The 22,219-nt window shown below is 47.2% G+C and carries 17 protein-coding genes; 11 read left to right on the top strand and 6 right to left on the bottom strand.

The window, feature by feature from the left end; translation table 11 throughout:
- Positions 1-195: 195 nt before the first annotated feature.
- From hslR to GXP65_RS13100, 4 genes are all read left to right on the top strand, one after another.
- Positions 196-582, top strand: a complete 387-nt coding sequence (gene hslR / locus GXP65_RS13115) for a ribosome-associated heat shock protein Hsp15 (RefSeq protein WP_005430076.1) — start codon at positions 196-198, stop codon at positions 580-582.
- 31 nt (positions 583-613) lie between these two features.
- On the top strand, positions 614-1,489 hold the full coding sequence (gene hslO, locus GXP65_RS13110) for an Hsp33 family molecular chaperone HslO (protein ID WP_005430180.1): 876 nt from the start codon (positions 614-616) through the stop codon (positions 1,487-1,489).
- 337 nt (positions 1,490-1,826) lie between these two features.
- A complete protein-coding gene (gene pckA / locus GXP65_RS13105) occupies positions 1,827-3,455 on the top strand; it encodes a phosphoenolpyruvate carboxykinase (ATP) (protein ID WP_162093007.1) in 1,629 nt (542 codons plus the stop codon).
- 160 nt (positions 3,456-3,615) lie between these two features.
- A complete protein-coding gene (locus GXP65_RS13100; protein WP_162093006.1) occupies positions 3,616-5,811 on the top strand; it encodes an AsmA family protein in 2,196 nt (731 codons plus the stop codon).
- Here the strand turns inward: GXP65_RS13100 and GXP65_RS13095 are convergent.
- The 3 genes from GXP65_RS13095 to GXP65_RS13085 all read right to left on the bottom strand — a co-directional run bounded on the left by GXP65_RS13095 (position 5,797) and on the right by GXP65_RS13085 (position 8,173).
- The gene (locus GXP65_RS13095; protein ID WP_038890206.1) at positions 5,797-6,714 is read right to left on the bottom strand and encodes a bifunctional GNAT family N-acetyltransferase/hotdog fold thioesterase; all 918 of its coding nucleotides are present in this window, start codon (positions 6,712-6,714) and stop codon (positions 5,797-5,799) included. The two genes, GXP65_RS13100 and GXP65_RS13095, sit on opposite strands and share 15 nt — an antisense overlap.
- 108 nt (positions 6,715-6,822) lie before the next feature.
- Positions 6,823-7,257 (bottom strand): D-aminoacyl-tRNA deacylase, encoded by a 435-nt coding sequence (dtd, locus tag GXP65_RS13090; RefSeq protein ID WP_005430105.1) that lies wholly within the window; start codon positions 7,255-7,257, stop codon positions 6,823-6,825.
- Entirely contained in the window at positions 7,229-8,173 is a 945-nt protein-coding gene (locus GXP65_RS13085) for a virulence factor BrkB family protein (RefSeq protein ID WP_005529070.1), read from the bottom strand. Before GXP65_RS13085 ends, dtd begins: the two co-directional genes overlap by 29 nt.
- A gap of 35 nt (positions 8,174-8,208) precedes the next feature.
- Here GXP65_RS13085 and GXP65_RS13080 point away from each other — a divergent pair, with 35 nt between their 5' ends.
- Positions 8,209-8,850 carry a DUF2959 domain-containing protein gene (locus tag GXP65_RS13080; RefSeq protein ID WP_005529068.1) on the top strand — a complete coding sequence of 214 codons (642 nt, stop codon included), beginning with the start codon at positions 8,209-8,211 and terminating at the stop codon, positions 8,848-8,850.
- Between the two features lie 89 nt (positions 8,851-8,939).
- Here GXP65_RS13080 and GXP65_RS13075 read toward each other — a convergent pair whose 3' ends face one another.
- Together GXP65_RS13075 and typA are read right to left on the bottom strand one after the other, a co-directional pair.
- Positions 8,940-9,494, bottom strand: coding sequence for an AAA family ATPase (locus GXP65_RS13075; RefSeq protein WP_162093005.1), 555 nt, complete (start codon positions 9,492-9,494; stop codon positions 8,940-8,942).
- A gap of 75 nt (positions 9,495-9,569) precedes the next feature.
- Complete coding sequence (gene typA, locus GXP65_RS13070; RefSeq protein WP_005430066.1) at positions 9,570-11,399, bottom strand: translational GTPase TypA; 1,830 nt, start codon at positions 11,397-11,399, stop codon at positions 9,570-9,572.
- Between the two features lie 531 nt (positions 11,400-11,930).
- On the opposite strand from typA, the gene glnA reads away from it, so the two are divergent.
- The 6 genes from glnA (at position 11,931) to add (ending at position 20,575) form a co-directional block, all read left to right on the top strand.
- Complete coding sequence (glnA, locus tag GXP65_RS13065; protein ID WP_005529054.1) at positions 11,931-13,340, top strand: glutamate--ammonia ligase; 1,410 nt, start codon at positions 11,931-11,933, stop codon at positions 13,338-13,340.
- Between the two features lie 197 nt (positions 13,341-13,537).
- Positions 13,538-14,119 (top strand): DUF4124 domain-containing protein, encoded by a 582-nt coding sequence (locus GXP65_RS13060; protein WP_162093004.1) that lies wholly within the window; start codon positions 13,538-13,540, stop codon positions 14,117-14,119.
- Between the two features lie 130 nt (positions 14,120-14,249).
- A complete protein-coding gene (glnL, locus tag GXP65_RS13055) occupies positions 14,250-15,296 on the top strand; it encodes a nitrogen regulation protein NR(II) (RefSeq protein WP_009707979.1) in 1,047 nt (348 codons plus the stop codon).
- A gap of 60 nt (positions 15,297-15,356) precedes the next feature.
- Positions 15,357-16,760 (top strand): nitrogen regulation protein NR(I), encoded by a 1,404-nt coding sequence (gene glnG, locus GXP65_RS13050; RefSeq protein ID WP_038890201.1) that lies wholly within the window; start codon positions 15,357-15,359, stop codon positions 16,758-16,760.
- Positions 16,761-16,872: 112 nt separating this feature from the next.
- Positions 16,873-19,419: an EAL domain-containing protein gene (locus tag GXP65_RS13045; RefSeq protein ID WP_162093003.1), complete on the top strand. Its 2,547-nt coding sequence runs from the start codon at positions 16,873-16,875 to the stop codon at positions 19,417-19,419.
- A 151-nt stretch (positions 19,420-19,570) separates the two neighbouring features.
- Positions 19,571-20,575: an adenosine deaminase gene (gene add / locus GXP65_RS13040; protein WP_162093002.1), complete on the top strand. Its 1,005-nt coding sequence runs from the start codon at positions 19,571-19,573 to the stop codon at positions 20,573-20,575.
- Between the two features lie 67 nt (positions 20,576-20,642).
- On the opposite strand, the gene hemN is transcribed toward add, so the two are convergent.
- A complete protein-coding gene (hemN, locus tag GXP65_RS13035) occupies positions 20,643-22,034 on the bottom strand; it encodes an oxygen-independent coproporphyrinogen III oxidase (protein ID WP_005529036.1) in 1,392 nt (463 codons plus the stop codon).
- Positions 22,035-22,219 lie beyond the last annotated feature (185 nt).

Below are 22,219 nucleotides of genomic sequence, written 5' to 3'. Positions count from 1 at the left end.
CTATCTTGCTAAATTTGCAATAAAATTACTACTCAACAAAGAGCAGTGAACTATATCACAAGTTCTTTTTCATACCTTTTTCTTATGCAGTTTTTGCCAACTCCCTTGAAAAAAAACAGCCTTGGCTCCATCTGTAGGTGAATAATCCACCAGTCACTGCCTTATTATTGCAGTGATTAGATAGTGTAGAGTCGTATGAGTTCCGCAAATGAAGCCGTAAGGCTAGATAAATGGCTATGGGCTGCCAGATTTTATAAAACCCGCTCCATCGCACGCAATATGGTCGATGGCGGTAAAGTCCACTATAATGGGCAACGAAGCAAACCAAGCAAAATCGTTGAGTTGGGCGCTGAGATTCGTCTTCGCCAAGGTAATGAAGAGAAGACGGTGATTATCGAGAAAATCTCTGATCGTCGCATGGGCGCACCAATCGCTCAAACGCTCTATCGTGAAACTGACGAAAGCGTCAGCCAACGCGAAGAGTTCGCGAAACAGCGTAAACTCAACGCCCACAACCCAAGTCCGGAACGCCGCCCAGATAAGAAGCAGCGCCGTGACATCATTAAGTTCAAACACCAATAAAAGCCGGAATTACCGACGAGGAAAGCACTCCATGGCAAATAATGTTTTAAACCGCTACCTATTCGAAGATCTTTCAGTACGTGGCGAGTTGGTTCAATTGGATGAAGCATACCAACGTATTATCTCCAGCAAGGAATATCCGGCAGCACTGCAAAAACTGTTGGGTGAGCTACTCGTTTCAACCACTCTTTTAACGGCAACTTTGAAGTTCGAAGGCTCAATCACTATCCAACTGCAAGGTGATGGTCCTGTATCACTGGCTGTAATCAATGGCGATCACGATCAGAAGATCCGTGGCGTTGCACGTTGGGAAGGCGACATTGCGGATGACGCAAGCCTGCACGACATGATGGGTAAAGGCTACCTAGTGATCACTATCGAGCCAAAGAAAGGCGAACGTTACCAAGGTGTCGTTGGCCTAGAAGGTGAAACACTGGCTGACGTTATCGAAGGCTACTTCGCAAACTCAGAGCAGTTGAAGACGCGTCTGTGGATCCGTACTGGTGAACACGAAGGTAAAGCTCACGCAGCAGGCATGATGATTCAGGTAATGCCAGACGGCACGGGTACACCAGAAGACTTCGAGCACCTAGAGCAATTAACAGCAACCGTGAAGAACGAAGAACTGTTCACTCTACCGGCAAACGAACTGCTTTACCGCTTGTACAACCAAGATTCTGTTCGTCTATACGAACCGCAACCAGTGGAGTTCCACTGTGGCTGTTCTCGTGAACGTAGTGGTGCAGCGATCATTACCGTTGAGCGTGCTGAAATTAATGACATTTTAGCGGAAGAAGGATCAGTTTCTTTACATTGTGATTACTGTGGCACGTCATATTCGTTTGACGAAGCGGAGATCACTGAGCTCTATGCACAAGCCGCTCCAGAGAAGAAAACACTGCATTAATTTTCATAGCTTAACAAGCTTGTAATTTACCCTTCAAAAGGCCAGCATCATGCTGGCCTTTTTGTGATCAAACCCTCTAATTACCTAGCCTCAGACGTAATAAAGCAACCGCTTAATTTTAAATAATTAATAATTCTTTTCCCCTAGCGCAAAGGTTTGCGCCCACGATAAACTATTCGCACCAATATGTGACGGGTTACCTAAAACCTTACTTAAATCATGGGTATTTTTTGAGCTATATCCCTGTTTTATCCCCACCCCGTTGCTAGCATGGTGAGCAGATAAAAATTAAAACATTCTTACAAAATCCCTACAAAAATCCTTATAAGGAGCACCTATGACCGTTATGGAACATACAAAGGCTGCAACAATTGATCTGACCAAACACGGACTGCATAACGTTAAAGAGGTTGTTCGCAACCCAAGCTACGAAATGCTGTTTGAGGAAGAGACCCGTGCTGACCTAACAGGTTATGAACGTGGTGTGGTTACAGAACTCGGCGCGGTTGCCGTAGACACTGGTATCTTTACTGGTCGCTCACCAAAAGATAAGTACATTGTAAAAGATGCAACGACAGAAGAGCACATGTGGTGGACTTCTGACGCAGTGAAAAACGACAACAAACCAATCAACAAAGAAGTATGGGACGACCTAAAAGAGCTAGTGACTAACCAGCTTTCAGGTAAGCGTCTATTTGTGATTGACGGTTATTGTGGTGCAAACCCAGACACTCGTTTGAGCATTCGAGTGATCACCGAAGTAGCGTGGCAGGCGCACTTCGTGAAAAACATGTTCATCCGCCCAACAGAAGAAGAGTTGGCGACGTTTGAACCTGACTTCGTGGTAATGAACGGCGCGAAGTGCACGAACGACAAGTGGGAAGAACAGGGTCTGAACTCTGAAAACTTTACTGTGTTCAACCTAACAGAGCGCATGCAACTGATCGGCGGTACTTGGTACGGCGGCGAAATGAAGAAAGGCATGTTCGCAATGATGAACTACTTCCTTCCGCTGAAAGACATCGCATCGATGCACTGTAGTGCAAACATGGGCGAAGAAGGCGACGTAGCGATTTTCTTCGGCCTGTCTGGCACAGGTAAAACTACCCTATCTACCGATCCTAAACGTGCACTGATTGGTGATGACGAGCACGGCTGGGATGACGACGGCGTATTCAACTTCGAAGGCGGCTGTTACGCGAAGACCATCAAGCTATCGAAAGAAGCCGAGCCTGATATCTACAACGCAATCCGCCGCGATGCTCTATTAGAAAACGTGACGGTTCGTAGCGATGGTTCTATCGACTTTGATGATGGCTATAAGACAGAGAACACCCGCGTGTCTTACCCACTGCATCACATCGACAACATCGTGAAGCCAGTATCGAAAGGCGGTCACGCAAACAAAGTGATCTTCCTATCGGCTGATGCGTTCGGCGTGTTACCTCCGGTTTCAAAACTGACGCCTGAGCAAACTAAGTACCACTTCTTGTCTGGCTTTACCGCTAAGCTAGCGGGTACAGAGCGTGGCATCACTGAACCAACACCAACCTTCTCAGCGTGTTTTGGTGCAGCGTTCCTAACCCTACACCCAACTAAGTACGCTGAAGTGCTAGTGAAACGTATGGAAGCAGCAGGTGCAGAGGCTTACTTAGTCAACACCGGCTGGAACGGCAGCGGCAAACGTATCTCTATCCAAGATACACGCGGCATCATTGATGCAATCCTTGATGGCTCTATTGAAGATGCGAAAACCAAACACATTCCAATCTTCAACCTAGAAGTTCCAACTTCACTGCCAGGCGTCGATCCAAGCATCCTTGACCCACGTGATACCTACGTTGACCCACTACAATGGGAAAGCAAAGCGAAAGACTTGGCAGAGCGCTTCATCAACAACTTTGATAAGTACACTGACAACGCAGAAGGTAAATCACTAGTGGCAGCAGGTCCTCAGCTGGATTAAGCCACTCACTAGACCTTAGTGACCTAGCTACAAAAACAATCTTCAAGCCCCTCTTTTGAGGGGCTTTTTATTGAATCCAGCCCAAGATTGATACAAGCTTAAGCCTATCTAAGTAATTCAATATTCACTTACTCCAATTTATGTACAGGTTTGGGCAGGGATGAAAACAGCAAGTCGAGTTCTACTTCTAATACTCATACTGGCGATCGCAATTCCGGCCGTCTTTTTAGGCATGCTGACCACCTCGCATTCTCGCCAAACGTGGAATCTGTTTTCCGATTTAGTCGATTTGCCACTGCAAGCGGATAACGTTCAATACGAGTTTCCTTACCACCTCACACTCAATGGCATGGCAACCAAACAACAAAATCTACCCTTCATTGAGCAAGTCGATCTCTGGCTGAACCCAGATGTTCGTCGCGATGGAAAATGGATTGTCGACAGCTTGCTGATTGATGGATTGAGTCTACAGCAAGGTATGCCAACACTACCGGCGCTGGGCAACGTTTACTTCCATCAAATCGCCTTGAAGAACCTCGATTACGCCGATGATGCATTCAGCATTACGGGATTAAATGTACAAATCCAAGAGCCAATATGGTCAAGCGACACTCAGCAAGTGCCATACGGTGAGATTCAGCTCTCTGCCGAACAATTGCATTGGAATGGCGAAGCCTTTGATAAATTGCTCATCGACGTGGATTACAAAGCGCAAGACAGCACACTTTACGGCGCCTCATTTAACTGGCGTGGCAGCGAAGTATCGGGTCAAGGCGAACAATATCCACAAGGTTGGTCAATCATCAACATGACCGTCGATAAACTGAAAATCGACAACCTACAACTACAATCTTTGCTTGCTAAGCCTTGGCAAGCCCTGCCGGTTCATATCAGCCATATCAACAGTCTCGATCTGTTGAATGCAGATATCGAATACGGAGATTGGCATTGGCAAAACCTAGAGCTATCGCTAGAAAACGCCTCTTTACCATTGTCACTGTGGGGGACAACTGCGCAGCTTTCTCTGCAGGCAGACAGCGTCAGTTTTCAAGATCAAACTGCGATTGAACCTCGCTTAAATGCCACGCTCAAGCCGGGTTCGATTCAACTGCAAGAACTGAGTTTGGATTGGCAACAAGGTCGTGTGCAGGTATCTGGTGAGTTTGAGCCTGAGCATTGGAAAATCAACAACGCGACTATCAGTGGATTGAAATGGGCGATCCAACCAGATGACAAGGTGGACTGGTGGCAAAAGGCCACGGAGAGGCTCCAGCAAGTAGATGTGAAGCAGTTAGAGATAGAACGCAGCCAAGTTATCCAGTTATCCAAACAGCCTTACTGGCAGCTTTCTGGCTTGAATTTGGAAGGTGACCAGCTCGAAGTAAAGCACAACAACGGTCATTGGGGCATTTGGAGTGGCAAGCTTGATGCCAGCGTGATAAACGCGAGTTACGACCAAGTCATCACATCACACGCGGCGATCGCGACACAAAGTGACGATGGACTCTGGCAGTTAACGCGTTTGTTTGCACCTCTGGAGCAAGGCTATGTTGAAGGCTTAGGTCAAATCGACCTCAGTACCACCAGTCAACCTTGGACGCTTAACCTCAATGCGGATGGAATCCCTCTGCAGCTGCTTCATCCCTACTTACCAACAGCATTCGCGGTCAATGGCTTCTCCGATTTAAGCCTCGATTTAAAAGGCTTGGCAGGAGATCAAAATATGCTTGCTTACAGCTTGTCGGGAGAAGTGGAAGCCAACCTGCGCGATACCACCCTGAAGTCACAAGCGGATGATTCACTCAAGGCGATCACCTTCAGCCCATTACGTTTACGTGCTCAGCGTGGTGAAGTAAAACTTCAACCAGTGACCATTTCAGGCAACGCTATTTCGGGTAACTTGTCTGGTGAATTTGATATGGCAAACAACCCGCTTTCTGGCGTGATTTATCAACTCAAAGACACGTGTGGAGTGATTAAAGGTGATGTGCTGAGTGGCGAAATCGAAACAAATGAGTGCCAACATAAGCCAAAACAGACGGAGCAAGCGGAGCCAGAACAAAGCACTCCCGAACCAAGCAAGGTTACGCACATTGCGGCAATCAACTTAGAGCAGCATGAAGAAGAGGTAAGTGAGGAAGTGATGGAGGAAGAAGAGCCAACCGCAACATCACATTCCGAAGAGCAGCTTATCTCTGCTCCAGAGGCCTCAGCGAACAACTCGATTAACGAAGAAGCGTCTCCTGAAGAACACAATACTCCAGAGGCGAACCATTCAGTGACGGAACAAGGCGCTTCAGCTAATCAAGATGCGCCAAAAGAAACACCAGCCTCTTCCCCACTAACAGCTAAGTAGTTGAGAGTAATTCGGCAACAGCATGTACGTGCCTACAAAATCAACCGCTGGTACGTCTCCACTGTAAATCACCACATGGATAACAATACGCGCTTTACGCCCCGATGCGAGCCTGTCCAAATCACCACTAATACCATCAAGCGAGGTACTCGCTACTGGGTTCTGCTCGACCGGATGACGATAACGAATTGAACTGTCTGCTAATACGATGTCACCGTGCAAACCACGCTCTTTCATCAACAGCCACGTCATGCCCCACCCAGTCAGTGTCGCCAGAGTAAAAGCAGAGCCCGCAAACATGGTATTGTGTGGATTCAAGTTTGGGTTAAGCTGCGCGCTACACTCAAACTGGTAACCTGTGTATTGGTTGATTTTGATCCCCATTTTATCCGCGATCGGGATCTGCGCTTCCCAACGCTGTTGCAACTCGGTACACCAATCAGGGCGACGTAGCACATCCGCCATTGGGTCAAGCTGTTTAACCATTTGTTGGTGACGCACGGGACCACGCTCATCGGTCAGCTCACCGCGACGCTCAAAACCATTCTTCTCATAGAAGGCAATCGCGTCTTCACGGGCATTACACACCAGACGCTTCGCCCCTTCTTGCCGAGCTAACGACTCAAGCGCCACCAGCACTAATGAGCCCATGCCTTTGCTGCGACGGTTGTTCTTCACCGCCATATAGCGGATCTGACCATCGTTATCTGGGGTAATGTACAACCGACCAATCGCCATCGGACGACCACGGCTGTCGGTAATCATGCGGTGATGGCTCATGCCATCGTACTCATCACGCTCAGAGCCTACGGGCATACGCCAAGGTTCGCGTAGCAACTGCCAACGAAATTGATAGTACTTGTTGAGCTGATTTTCTGTTTTTGGAGTTATGAGTTTGAACATATCAATCCTTTGAAAGTACAAATCAAATGAAAGCCTTAGGAGAAAATACCCAAGCAAATTCAATTTACTTGGGCTTAAAGCTTAGACCATGATGTTGTGGTTGCCAGATTAGACCTGTAGCCAAAAAGTCACTGGACCGTCATTAATTAATGACACTTTCATATCCGCCGCGAAGCGACCGCGTTGTGTTGGCAGTTCTTGCTCACACAAGTCCGAGAAGTAGTCATACAGACGTTCTGCATCCGCAGGATGCGCGCCGCGAGAAAAACCTGCGCGAGTGCCCTTTTTAGTATCCGCTGGTAACGTAAATTGAGACACCACCAAAACCTGACCGTTCACTTGTTTGACGTTGAGGTTCATTTTGCCTTCGTCGTCTTCAAACACACGATAAGTGGTTACGCGCTCCATCAAACGTTTTGCTTTTGCTTCATCATCGTCCTTCTCTACACCAAGTAGGACAAGTAGACCTTGGTCGATTTCACCGACAACTTCACCTTCTACACGAACGGCGGCTTCACTGACTCGTTGAATTAGCGCTATCACGACTCTCGCTTCCTTCATCTGTTAATTGTAATTCAGCGGTCGAGTGTATCATTTCTAAGTCGTCACTCCAGTGCTCTCTTTCACCCAAAGCAGCCGTGACTTCCGCACCAATGAGCACAATCAACCAGCACAAATACACCCACACAAACAGAATCGGAATCGCAGCAAGCGCACCGTAAATCAATTGGTAAGAAGGGAATTGAGTAATGTAGAAAGCAAAGCCCTTCTTACTCAATTCAAACAACACCGCGGCGATGGCAGCACCAATGGCACCGTGGGACAGATAAACCTTCTTGTTTGGTACTAAGAAGTACAGTCCCATGAAAGCGAAAAATGACAGCAGCAGAGGCAGCCAGCGCAAAAACAGGTTATAAGCGCCCGACAAGGTTTCGTTTTCAATCAGCTTAAGCGATGTTACGTAAGAGGTTGCGGCAATACTCGCGCCGACCAGAATCGGACCAAGGGTCAACACCATCCAGTACATAGAAAATGAGAATACTGGGCGACGTTTGTCTTTCACTCGCCAAATGTAGTTTAAGTTTTTATCGATGTTGGAAATTAGCATCAAGGCTGCGACAAACAAGAACGCACCACCCACGGCTGTCATCTTGCCTGTGTTCGATACAAACTCTTGCAATGCGGTTCTTACCGCATCACCAGAAGCGGGGACGAAGTTATCAATGATATACCCTTGCAAGGTTTCGCCCACATTCTCAAATACCGGAAACTTCGACAATATCGACAGCAATACCGTCAACATCGGCACAATAGACAACAAAGTGATGTAAGCTAAATAGCCTGCGTTAACATTGACGCGATCGTGCGTCATGCGCTTGAGCAAATATTGGAAAAACGCGACGCTCCCCGGCACGAGCTTGCTCAATCTCACCTTGTAACTCTCTGATAACTGGTTCATAGTTCATCCCATAAATTAGCGTCGAGGACATAAGAATGCCTTATTTATTAGCAATTGTACTATCAATTTTCACTTTGACAGGATGTCAATCCGCATATTATTCAGCAATGGAGCAAGTGGGATACCACAAACGCGACATTATGGTTGACCGCGTGGAAGACGCCAAAGAGTCTCAACAAGATGCACAAGAAGAATTTACCAGTGCGCTAGAAGCCCTTTCGGCACTGACCAACTTTGACGGCGGTGAGCTAGAAAGCGTCTACAACAACATTAACGATAAATACGAAGACAGCGAAAAAGCGGCGCAAGATGTGCGCGACCGTATTGCTGCAATTGAAGATGTGTCGGATGCACTATTTGAAGAGTGGCAAGGCGAGCTAGACCTGTATACTAGCGCCAAACTGCGTCGCTCTAGCGAACAGAAGTTGCGTGAAACCAAAGCCTCTTACAAGAGTATGCTAAGCGCAATGAAGCGTGCAGAAGACAAGATGACGCCGGTGTTGAATACGCTGCGTGACAACACGCTTTATCTCAAGCATAACTTGAACGCGAGCGCGATCGGCTCACTGAAAGGCGAGTTCTCTAGCCTAGAGAAAGACATTCAATACGCAATTAAGCAAATGAATGCCGCGATTGCTGAATCAGACAAGTTCTTGCAACAGCTGAATCAAAAGTAATTCGATAAAGCCTCCTCCTCGTGAGGAGGTTTTGCTATCTGGCGACCAAACTCAGTTCTTCGCTAAGTGAGCTAAATACCGACCAAGCTCTATTCACCTTCATCCCCATCTACCTCGACCACTAAGCCCATCACTTGGCGAACAAACGCAACACGCATTTCGACACTACCCCATGGAACATCGATCACCTCATAGCCCAACTCAGCATAGGTATCGACTAAGGTTTGATGGATTTGCAGGGCCTCTTCAAAACTGTGTGGACGCACATCATCTTGAACATAAATAGAGGCTTCAGGTCGACAAGTGAGCACCTTACTCTGGTACCCAGCACTCTCGGTCAAGAAGGTTTGCTCAACAGGACAACCGCCTACTTTCAGGTATGCCACGATGTCTGGGATAGCGCGGTCCACGAAGGCGACCTCATGACTCAGTGCCTCTTGCTTTTGCTTGCCCATCAACTCAAGGCATAAGTTAGCGAACTCAGGTAGGTTGGTCCAAGGCAAGACACCGTTGTCCAGCTGGCTTTGCTGTTCAATTAAGGTGCGAGAGCCCTCAGCAAAGGTGGCGTAACCCAACTCTCCCAACGCATTCAATAAGGTGGTTTTACCCGCCCCAGGGCCGCCAGTAATCACGATTGGCTGCATAGCCTTATTCCTTCAGATACAAAAAGCCCCGAGCATGACTCGGGGCTTATTCTTAATCGAATCCGTTACAGCAGATTATTTTGCTGAACGTGAAGCACGTTTACGATCGCTTTCCGTTAGGAATTTCTTACGGATACGGATGCTTTCAGGTGTTACTTCTACTAGTTCGTCATCATCGATGAACTCTAGTGCTTGCTCAAGAGTCATCTTGATTGGCGGAGTAAGAACCTGTGCGTCATCTGTACCAGATGCACGAACGTTAGTCAGCTGCTTACCTTTCAGTGCGTTTACTGTTAGGTCGTTGTCGCGGCTGTGGATACCGATAACCATGCCTTCGTAAACCTCAACACCGTGACCGATGAATAGACGACCACGTTCTTGAAGGTTGAATAGTGCGTTAGTTAGCGCTTTACCCATTGCGTTAGCAATTAGTACACCGTTAACACGTTGACCGATGTTGCCGCCTTTGTGTGGGCCGTAGTGGTCAAATGTATGGTATAGAAGACCAGAACCTGAAGTCAGTGTCATGAACTCAGTTTGGAAACCGATCAGACCACGTGATGGCATTTCGAAGTCCATACGTACACGGCCTTTACCATCTGGAGACATGTCTTTCAGCTCACCTTTACGTAAGCCGATGTTCTCCATGATGCCGCCTTGGTGCTCTTCCATAACGTCGATCGTTACAGTCTCGAACGGTTCCATTAGCTGACCATCTTCTTCTTTGATGATTACTTCTGGACGAGATACAGCAAGCTCGAAGCCTTCACGACGCATGTTTTCGATCAGGATAGATAGGTGAAGTTCACCACGGCCTGATACGCGGAATTTGTCTGGATCGTCTGTTTGCTCAACACGTAGTGCAACGTTGTGTACCAGTTCCTTCTCTAGACGCTCAAGGATGTTACGTGAAGTTACGAACTTACCTTCTTTACCAGCGAATGGAGACGTGTTTACTTGGAACGTCATCGTTACTGTTGGTTCATCAACAGATAGCGGTGGTAGTGCTTCAACTTGGTTTTGTGCACAGATAGTGTCAGAGATTTTTAGCTCGCCAAGACCAGTGATTGCAATGATATCACCCGCATTCGCTTGCTCAACTTCGTGACGCTCTAGGCCTAGGTAGCCCATTACTGTACCTACTTTACCGTTGCGAGTTTTACCGTCAGCGCCGATAACTGTTACTTGTTGGTTTGGCTTAACGCTACCACGAGTTACACGAGCAACACCGATAACACCAACGTAAGAGCTGTAATCTAGCTGAGAAACTTGCATCTGTAGAGGACCGTCTAGGTCAACTTGAGGTGCTGTTACTTCTTCAACGATAGTTTGGAACAGTGGTTCCATGTTCTCGCCAGTTTCGCCTTCTTCTAGCGCAGCCCAACCGTTAAGTGCTGACGCGTAAACAACTTTAAAGTCTAGCTGTTCGTCAGTTGCACCTAGGTTGTCGAATAGGTCGAATACTTGGTCCATAACCCAATCAGGACGAGCACCAGGACGGTCAATCTTGTTGATTACAACGATTGGCTTAAGGCCGTGAGCAAATGCTTTTTGCGTTACGAAACGCGTTTGTGGCATTGGGCCATCAACTGCGTCAACGATAAGTAGTACTGAATCTACCATCGACATGATACGTTCTACTTCACCACCGAAGTCCGCGTGTCCCGGAGTATCTACGATGTTGATGCGGTAGTCATTCCAGTTAATTGCTGTGTTTTTAGCAAGAATGGTAATGCCACGCTCTTTCTCAATGTCGTTCGAGTCCATGACTCGCTCTTCAGCTTCACCGCGAGACTCTAGCGTGCCTGATTGTTGTAGCAGCTTGTCAACCAACGTTGTTTTACCGTGGTCAACGTGCGCGATAATCGCGATATTTCTTAATTTATCAATCTGTGGAGTAGCCATGGATATTGATTCACTTAGATAGATGAAATGCCCCCATGCCGAGAACGGGTGCTCTCTGGCGACATTTGCTGATTAAAAAAACGGCCATAATGTACCAGATTTTAGCAAAAAGCCTAGAAATATGTGATCTACTCCTTAGCTTTTATAGCAAATTTACGCTTAGCGCCCACTTTCTCTCGCCCGGCGAATTGATTCAACGCAATTTTATTCCAATCGTTGCTTATTAGAAATTGACTCTTGCTCAAAAACTGGGCTAGATAAGCAACACGGTTGTCACATTGTGGTGCAATAATAAAAGTATGCACCATTACAGTGCAGCCAAAGATCATTTTGGTGCAATCGTTTGCACCAAACTTGTATCTAAAAACATAATTCCTTGAAATTAATGGAATAATTTTTTTGGCACGGTTTTGGCTTTAGAGAAAACAGCATCGATTAATAAAATGTCAAATAAATTAATCAATGCTGGATTTAATCAATTTTTCATAAATCGAGCTTTTACCGCTTTATTAACACTGGAGGTTATCCAAGATGTCAGTAGAAAACGTTTTATCACTGATCCAAGAAAACGAAGTTAAGTTTGTTGACCTACGCTTCACTGATACAAAAGGTAAAGAGCAGCACATCTCTATCCCTGCTCACCAAATCGACGCAGACTTCTTCGAAGAAGGTAAAATGTTCGATGGTTCATCAGTTGCTGGCTGGAAAGGCATTAACGAATCAGACATGGTTATGATGCCAGATGCATCTTCTGCAGTGCTTGACCCATTCACTGAAGATGCAACGCTAAACATCCGTTGTGACATCCTTGAGCCTGCAACAATGCAAGGCTACGACCGTGACCCTCGCTCTATCGCTAAACGCGCTGAAGACTTCATGCGTTCTACTGGTATTGCAGATACTGTTCTTATCGGTCCTGAGCCAGAGTTCTTCCTATTTGACGACGTTAAGTTCGCAACTGACATGTCTGGTTCTTTCTTTAAGATTGACGACGTAGAAGCAGCGTGGAACACAGGTTCTGATTACGAAGAAGGTAACAAAGGCCACCGTCCAGGCGTTAAAGGTGGTTACTTCCCAGTAGCTCCAGTAGATTCATCTCAAGACATCCGTTCTGCTATGTGTCTAGTAATGGAAGAGATGGGCCTAGTTGTTGAAGCGCACCACCACGAAGTAGCAACTGCGGGTCAAAACGAAATCGCAACTCGCTTCAACACGCTAACAACGAAAGCTGACGAAATCCAAATCTACAAGTACGTTGTACACAACGTTGCTCACGCGTTTGGTAAGACAGCGACATTCATGCCTAAGCCACTTGTTGGTGACAACGGTAGCGGTATGCACGTTCACCAATCTCTAGCAAAAGACGGTGTAAACCTATTTGCTGGTGACAAGTACGGCGGCCTATCTGAAACTGCACTTTACTACATCGGTGGTATCATCAAGCACGCTCGCGCAATCAACGCATTTGCTAACCCATCAACTAACTCGTACAAGCGTCTTGTACCAGGCTTCGAAGCGCCAGTTATGCTAGCTTACTCAGCACGTAACCGTTCTGCTTCTATCCGTATCCCAGTGGTACCAAGCCCTAAAGCGCGTCGTATCGAAGTTCGTTTTGGTGACCCAGCGGCTAACCCATACCTAGCGTTCGCAGCAATGCTAATGGCTGGTCTTGACGGTATTAAGAACAAGATCCACCCAGGCGAAGCGATGGATAAAGACCTTTACGACCTACCAGCTGAAGAAGCAGCAGAAATCCCAACTGTTGCATACTCACTGAAAGATGCTCTAGAAGAACTAGATGCTGACCGTGAGTTCCTAACAGCAGGCGGCGTATTCTCTGATGACTTCATCGATTCTTACATCGGTCTTAAGTCTCAAGATGTAGAGAAAGTAAACATGACAACTCACCCACTTGAGTTCGAACTTTACTACTCTGTATAAGGTCTCAACTGTGTAAAATGTAAACACAGAAACAAAATATTAGGCTCGCCTCGCAGGCGGGCCTTTTTTGTATTCGTTCGCCCTATATGGGCGTTTAACATGGAGGGATAACTAAAATACGCTCAAACTCTTTTACTTGATAAGTCAAAGAGCTAAGCAATCCAAACGTGAAATCATCTATCAAAAGAAGGTGAGCAATGAAAGTTCAGCTTTTACCATCGCTATGCGCCTTAAGTGGCTTACTGATCGCCACAACAGCCTCTGCTCAAGTCGCTTACACTTGGGTCGATAAAGACGGCGTTGTGCATTTTAGCGATACTCCACACCAAGGCGCAAAAGCCATCTCGCTACCTAATCTAGAATCCAGTGCGCCAGCACCAAAAGTAGAAAGTACCGAGTCTCTGGCACCACAAGCAAAAACGACATCAGAGCCCACAACAGATGAGCAAACAAAGTTAGAAAAGCCACTACCTCTTTCCCTTTCTATGCTCACGCCACAGCATGATGAAACCATTCGCAGCAACCCTGGCGCTATCAATATCCAACTCGAAGCCAACCGTAAATTGGGGATTGGCGAGCAGTTGCAACTCTTCCTTGATGGTAAGCCATATGGGGCGCCACAAAGCCGTTTAACTTGGCAATTGAAGAACATCGATCGTGGTACACACACCCTCGCGGTACAAGCCAAAAGAAGCGGCAAGCTTATTGCATCTACTAGCCCTATAACGGTGCATTTACATAGAGCGAGTATCAAGCCGACCATTAAAGGGGCAAAGTAGAATATTAAGTGAAAAAAACCGCACTCTGATGGCGCTTTTCACTTTTTCTTCTTAGGTTTATTCGCCATACTTACGTTCTATTGCACCAATATAGTGCAGCGCACAAATACAACGCAAACAAGGACGTAATGTGGATACCAGTCTCTCCAGTGCTATTCTCAACAACATGGTGACAGCAACGCTGATTCTCGATGATGGATTAGCCGTTCGCTACGCCAACCCTGCGGCTGAGTTATTGTTCTCACAAAGCGCCAAGCGTATTGTCGAGCAGTCGTTGTCTCAGCTGATTCAGCATGCGTCATTGGATCTCGCGCTACTTACGCAACCTCTACAGAGCGGACAAAGCATCACGGACAGTGACGTGACCTTTGTGGTTGATGGCCGCCCTTTGATGCTGGAAGTGACTGTCAGCCCGATCACATGGCAGAAGCAGTTAATGCTGCTGGTTGAGATGCGTAAAATTGACCAACAACGCCGCCTCACTCAAGAGCTTAACCAACACGCCCAACAACAGGCGGCGAAGCTTTTGGTGCGTGGTTTGGCGCATGAAATCAAAAACCCTCTCGGCGGCTTACGCGGTGCAGCACAGCTACTGGAGAAAATGCTGCCCGATCCTTCTTTGACGGAATACACCCACATCATCATTGAACAGGCCGACCGCTTGAGAGCATTAGTCGATCGCTTGCTAGGGCCTCAAAAACCGGGCAAAAAGACCCAAGAGAACCTACACCAAGTGCTTGAAAAGGTGCGCCAATTGGTGGAGTTAGAATCTCAGCATTCGGTTGTGATTGAGCGTGATTACGACCCGAGCTTGCCAGAGATCTTGATGGACGCTGACCAAATCGAGCAGGCGATGCTCAACATTGTTAGCAATGCGGCGCAAATCCTCTCTCACCAAGAGCACGGCAAAATAACCATACGCACCAGAACGGTGCATCAAGCCAACATTCATGGCCAGCGTTGCAAACTCGCGGCTCGCGTCGAGATCACCGATAACGGTCCAGGCATTCCACCCGAGTTACAAGACACCCTCTTCTACCCGATGGTCAGTGGCCGTGAGGGCGGCACAGGACTTGGGCTGTCAATTTCACAAAATTTGATCGACCAGCACAACGGCAAGATTGATGTCGAGAGCTGGCCGGGTCACACCACTTTTACGATTTATTTGCCAATCTGACTTGATTGAAAGACTGTTCAATTCGTCAGTTTTTAGGCTTTTGCTGCAAGGATTTATTACATGAGTAAAGGATATGTTTGGGTCGTCGATGACGACAGTTCGATTCGTTGGGTAATGGAGAAAACCCTCTCCTCTGCCAACATCAAATGCGAAACCTATGCGGATGGGGAAAGCGTGTTAATGGCGCTAGAGCGCGAAGTACCAGACGTTTTGGTTTCAGACATTCGCATGCCGGGAATCGATGGCTTAGAGCTACTCAAACAAGTTCAACGTGACTACCCAGACCTACCCGTGATCATCATGACAGCGCATTCCGATTTGGATGCTGCGGTGAACGCGTACCAAAAGGGCGCTTTCGAATACCTACCAAAGCCATTTGATATTGACGAGACGTTAACGCTAGTAGAACGCGCGATAGCCCATAGCCAAGAGAATAAGCGCGAGCAACTTCTGCCGGACGACATCCCAACCGATACGCCTGAAATCATTGGTGAAGCACCAGCGATGCAAGAAGTGTTTCGCGCCATCGGTCGCTTATCGCGTTCTTCTATTTCCGTTCTAATCAACGGTGAATCTGGTACCGGTAAAGAGTTAGTTGCTCATGCCCTGCACCGCCACAGCCCGCGCGCCAACAAACCTTTTATTGCCCTCAATATGGCTGCAATCCCGAAAGACTTGATTGAATCGGAACTGTTTGGTCATGAGAAGGGGGCGTTTACTGGTGCGAATAGCGTCCGTCAAGGTCGTTTTGAGCAGGCCAATGGTGGCACCCTGTTTTTGGACGAAATCGGTGACATGCCGCTAGACATCCAAACTCGTTTGCTACGTGTTTTGGCGGACGGTCAGTTCTACCGCGTCGGCGGCCACTCTCCAATTCGTGTCGACGTACGTATTGTTGCAGCCACCCACCAAAACCTTGAAAAATTGGTACACGAAGGCGATTTCCGTGAGGATTTATTCCACCGCTTGAATGTCATTCGTGTTCAGATCCCTGCACTAAGAGAACGTAAGCAAGACATAGAGAAGCTGACACAACACTTCCTCGTTCGAGCGGCGGATGAACTCGGTGTTGAAACCAAAACCCTGCACCCCTCTTCGGTGGAGATTTTGAACCGTCTTGACTGGCCAGGTAACGTGCGTCAACTGGAAAACATCTGCCGTTGGCTGACCGTTATGGCAAGCGGTAGTGAAGTCTTGCCAAGTGATTTACCCGCAGAGTTGCTGGAAGAGAAGAAAATCGCCACGGAAACCACCAGCGGCAGCTGGCAAGATCAATTAGCAGATTGGGCTCGCCAAGCCTTAGAAGCTGGAGATAAAGAGCTGCTTTCCTACGCATTACCTGAGTTTGAACGCATTTTATTGGAAGCTGCGTTAGAACACACTAAAGGTCACAAGCAAGATGCCGCTAAAGTACTAGGATGGGGACGCAATACCCTAACCCGAAAATTGAAAGAATTGTACTGATCTCGAACGGATACGAGTTTGGCTAATGGTTATCAAGCGCACAATTTTTCCCTCGCTTGATAACCTAAGTGTCAGTACAATTATGGTACGACACCCCTTATGTGACTAGGCAATGTCAAACGCGACGACTCAAATTACACTACGTACTGCTGTTCTCATCCCTTTCGTGATGATTTTTCTGCTGGCTATCGGTGTGATTGTCTACGTCCAAAAACAGAGCTATGAGGAAGTTGTTACCGACATCAGTGACAAGCAACTTTCAGTATTGACTGAAAGTGTTCACGACCACCTCAATGACTACCTGCGTAAACCTTTCACCGCAGTCAATGCGCTGGGGCACAACGTTAGCTACCACAACTTATATCATCCTAACGACACCAAAGATATCCAAGCTTATTTGTTGAGTGCATTTAAAGATTTGTACCACTCAATACCGCAGCTGGATGTGATTGCATTTGGATCTGAATCCGGTGACTTTACCGGCTACCGACGCGAAGCGGGTGACAGCTACACGCTGATGGTTCAAGACCATCGTACTGATGGTAATTTGGTTATTTACGGCAGTGAAGACGTCAGTGATGATATTCGTACTGTGATTGCTCCTTACGACCCTCGCACCCGCCCTTGGTATCAGCCCGTCGCTCAAGACCACAGAGCCCGTTGGTCACCGATTTACGCCAATGCCGATGAGCGCCAAGACATCACCCTTTCGGCCATGACTCCCATTTACGAGCTGGGTGAGTTTGCAGGAGTCCTAGTTACCGACATTCGCATCAACACCTTTAACTTGTTCTTACAAGATCTCAAGCGAGACACCAGTGCATCCGTTTACATCATGGATCAGGAACACCGCTTAGTGGCGCATTCAGGGCAAGGCAGTGTGATTTCTTGGGGAACAAAGTTCTCAGAAAAGGGACAGCGTTTACTGGCTTCGGAAAGTGCAGATCCTATCATCCAAATGAGTGCGTCTCGCCTAATGGGCCAAGACCTCAGCCACAGCGACAAACCTTACACATTCGAGTTCGACTTCAATGGTCAGCGCACCTTTAGTCGTATCACGCCATATCATGACGCCAATGGCTTAACTTGGTTTATTGGCACTTCGGTTTCTGAAACCGATCTACTCGGTAACCTACCCAATAGCCAACAGAAAAGTTGGATGGTCGGGGCCTTGGTGAGCTTATTTGGTGTTGGGATTAGCCTACTGATATTCAATCGCGTTACTCGCCCTATCAATGCCACGGCAACAGCGGCGCAGCACTTAGCCAAAGGGGATTGGGATAGTACAATGCCTCGCCCAGGTTACGTGTACGAAACGACGGTGTTAGTACAAGCATTTAATGAAATGGCCAGCAACCTAAAAGCCTCATTCAAAGCGCTTCGCGAGCAACTCGAATTTGACTCCTTAACGCGCTTATACAGCCGACAAGGTTTAATTGAAGTAAGTGAAACCTTAACTCATTCAGGTCAAAGCAGCTTGTACCTTATCGGGATCAACAAATTTAGAGATATCAATGACAGCATCGGCCATCACAATGGTGATCAACTGCTGGTCCACATCGCTGAACGCCTAAAACAGCAGTTGCAAGATGAAGCAATTCTAGCTCGAATCGGCGGTGATGAGTTTGCGGTATTTATGCCAAACACACACGACGATGAAGAGATACGCTCGACAGAACGACGCCTACAACAGTTGCTCGCTGCTCCGTTTATGCTAGACGGAGAAACCGTGGTGATAAAGATCTCTATCGGCGTCGTGCGTACGCAAGCTTCGCAAAGCATGCCGCTCTGGTTACGTAACGCAAGTATTGCTCTGAGCTCTGCCAAGCAAGACTCGCGCACCAGCGTGTGTCACTACAGTCCAGAGATGGCGAGTGCATCTAAGTTCCGGACACAAATGCTGGCGAAGATTCAAACGGGCATTGATAATCATGAATTCGTTCCTTTCTACCAACCAATTATTGACCTTGAGAGCGGCAATATTTGTGGTGCAGAAGCGCTCGCACGCTGGCACAGTGAATCAGGTATGATTTCCCCATTGGACTTCATTCCTATCGCTGAAGAAAATGGCATGATCAAAGCGATTGGCCAACAAATCCTACTTCAAGCTTGCCGTGACACACGTAAAGCCATCGACAATAAGCAATGGCCTGAAAACTTCCAGCTACACGTCAATGTGTCCGTTCATCAGTTATCGAGCCCTAACTTCGTCGAATCTGTCGCGAAAATACTGCTTAAAACAGGTCTATCGGCAACCAACGTAACATTAGAGATCACCGAGTCGCGTATCATTGATAGCGCACCAACCACGCTAGATAACTTAATCAAGCTCAGAGAGATGGGGCTGGGTATTGGGATTGACGATTTCGGTACGGGTTACTCGTCACTCGCCTACTTGCATGCTCTGCCATTCACCTGTTTGAAGATAGATCGCACCTTCATTAACCGTCTGACCAAAGAGAATCTCGACAGCTCAGTGGTAGCGGCGATCATCAATATCACGAAAGGTATGAAAGCGAATGTGGTCGCGGAAGGAGTTGAAACCGCAGTACAAGCACAACTGCTCCGTTCACTTGGCTGTGACCAAGTTCAAGGCTTCTACTATAGCCGCCCGATGGCGATGGAAGAATGGCCAACACATTTGGTTAACATGAAGTAGAAAACAGCTGAAATCGTTGATTTCCTAGTCATCGTCTACTGACAATCTACCTAACTGTTATTTATACTTAACTGCAAATCTTCCCCATGTATTGTCATTGATAATGTTTGGGCTGAGTTCCTGTTCACAACAAAAAACCCGGATCGACATAATGATAACTAAGAATCTTCCCCTAACTGATTTGCACCGTCACCTTGACGGCAACATTCGCACTAAGACTATTCTTGAGCTTGGCCAGCAATTTGGTATTGCTCTACCAGCTTACGATATCGAGTCGCTAACACCACACGTTCAAATTGTTGAAGCTGAGCCATCTCTTGTTGCTTTCCTTTCTAAGCTTGATTGGGGCGTGGCAGTGTTGGGCGATCTAGACGCATGTCGCCGCGTTGCTTACGAAAACGTAGAAGACGCACTTAATGCACAAATCGACTATGCCGAACTTCGCTTCTCACCTTACTACATGGCAATGAAACACAAACTACCTGTAGCTGGTGTGGTAGAAGCCGTGGTTGATGGCGTACAAGCGGGTATGCGTGATTTCGGCATCAAGGCAAACCTAATCGGTATCATGAGCCGTACTTTCGGCACTGACGCTTGTCAGCAAGAGCTGGATGCGATTCTTAGTCAGAAAGACCACATGGTTGCCGTTGACCTAGCTGGTGATGAACTTGGTCAACCGGGTGATCGTTTTGTGTCTCACTTTAAACAAGTTCGCGACGCAGGCCTGAACGTGACCGTACACGCTGGTGAAGCGGCGGGTGCAGAGAGCATGTGGCAAGCAATTCAAGAGCTTGGTGCAACACGTATCGGCCACGGAGTGAAAGCAATCCACGATCCTAAACTGATGGACTATCTTGCAGAAAACCGCATTGGTATTGAATCTTGCCTAACGTCAAACTTCCAGACCAGTACAGTTGAATCACTAGCTAACCACCCTCTTAAGCAATTCCTTAAGCACGGTGTACTTGCATGTCTGAACACGGACGATCCAGCGGTGGAAGGTATTGAACTGCCATACGAATACGAAGTGGCGGCACCAGCAGCAGGCCTGACTCAAGAGCAAATTCGCCAAGCGCAAATCAACGGCCTAGACATCGCTTTCCTATCAGATGCAGAGAAAACTGAACTGAAAGAAAAAGTAAAAGATCGCGTATAATTGCCGCGAAAGATATGAAAAATGCCAGCATTTGCTGGCATTTTTCATATCCGAAATCCGTAAGAGATTAAATCACGCGAGAGAATTGCTGTTGACGCGCTTTCGCTCGTAGGTACTTATCAAAGCACATACAAATGTTACGAATCAGAAGGCGGCCACGCAGTGTTACGCGAATTTCGTTGTCATCCACTTCCACCAATTCATCATTGATGAAGGTTTGCAGTAGACCTAAATCTTCTTTGAAGTATTGCTCGAACTTCACGCCGAACTCAGACTCAATCGACTTCTTATCCAGCTTGAAGTTACAGATAAGCTGTTTGATCACTTCACGGCGCAATAAGTCATCCGCATCCAGTGAAACACCTTTCCACAGCGCGTGGCGAGATTCATTCACCTGTGCGTAGTACTTCTTCAATTCTTTCTGGTTTTGCGCGTACGCATCACCAATCATTGAAATCGCCGAAACACCAAAGCCAACCAAGTCGCATTCACCTTGTGTAGTGTAGCCTTGGAAGTTGCGGTGCAAAATGCCTTCACGCTGAGCCACAGCAAGCTCATCATCCGGCATAGCAAAGTGATCCATACCGATAAACTGGTAACCAGCACCTGTTAGCGTCGCGATGGTATCTTGCAGAATCGCCATCTTCTCTTCCGCTTTTGGCAGATCTTCATCTTTAATCTTACGCTGCGCCGCAAACAGTTGTGGCATGTGCGCGTAGTTAAACACGGACAAACGACCCGGCTGCATTTCTAGCACTTGCTCTAGTGTCTTCGCAAAAGATGCCTTGGTTTGCTTCGGCAAGCCGTAAATCAAATCAAGGTTAGTAGAGCGGAAACCAAGCTCTTTTGCACGAGCAACCATCGCAAAGATAAATTCCTCATCTTGCTCACGGTTCACAAGCTGCTGAACTTCTTTGTTGAAGTCTTGTACACCAATACTTAGACGGTTAAAGCCTTCACTGCGTAAGTGATCCAGCATAGTGAGCTCAATCTCACGTGGATCAACTTCAATACTGATTTCCGCATCGGCACTGAAAGTGAACTCTTGGCGCAACAAGTCCATCACACGCGTAATCTGCTTCTCAGATAGGAAAGTTGGTGTACCACCACCAAAATGCAATTGAGTCACTTGGCGTTCACCCAATAGTGACGCGCGTTGGCGGATCTCGTGCTCAAGTACATCCAAATATTCGTCAGCTTTGTGCGAATGGCGAGTAATCACTTTATTACAGCCACAGTAGTAGCAAAGCTTATGACAGAACGGAATGTGAACGTACAAAGACAGCGGACGATCTGGGTACTGAGTGCATGCCATATCGTAGTCCGAAATGGTAAACGCTTCATGAAACTCCAGTGCTGTCGGGTACGACGTGTAACGCGGACCGGAATAGTTGTACTTATCCAATACCGCTTGATCCCAGACGATTTGCTGTTTCGATTCAGTATGTTGATTCGACATGGTGGTACTTTCCGTAAAATGCGAGGGAGACGAAAGCCGTCCCCCAATATTCAGAAACCGTTATTCTGCCATACGACGATGACAACTACGGCAGCCACAGGCGGCTTTTTAAGTATAAAACTAAAGAAGTGCTAGCGTGATCACGATACCCCCAATAGTTATAAGGAAACCATTAGGGGCAGCAA

Source organism: Vibrio sp. LB10LO1 (assembly GCF_010092875.1).
In the GTDB taxonomy this organism is placed as follows: Bacteria; Pseudomonadota; Gammaproteobacteria; order Enterobacterales; family Vibrionaceae; genus Vibrio; species Vibrio campbellii.
This window is presented reverse-complemented; position numbering and strand designations above follow the sequence as displayed.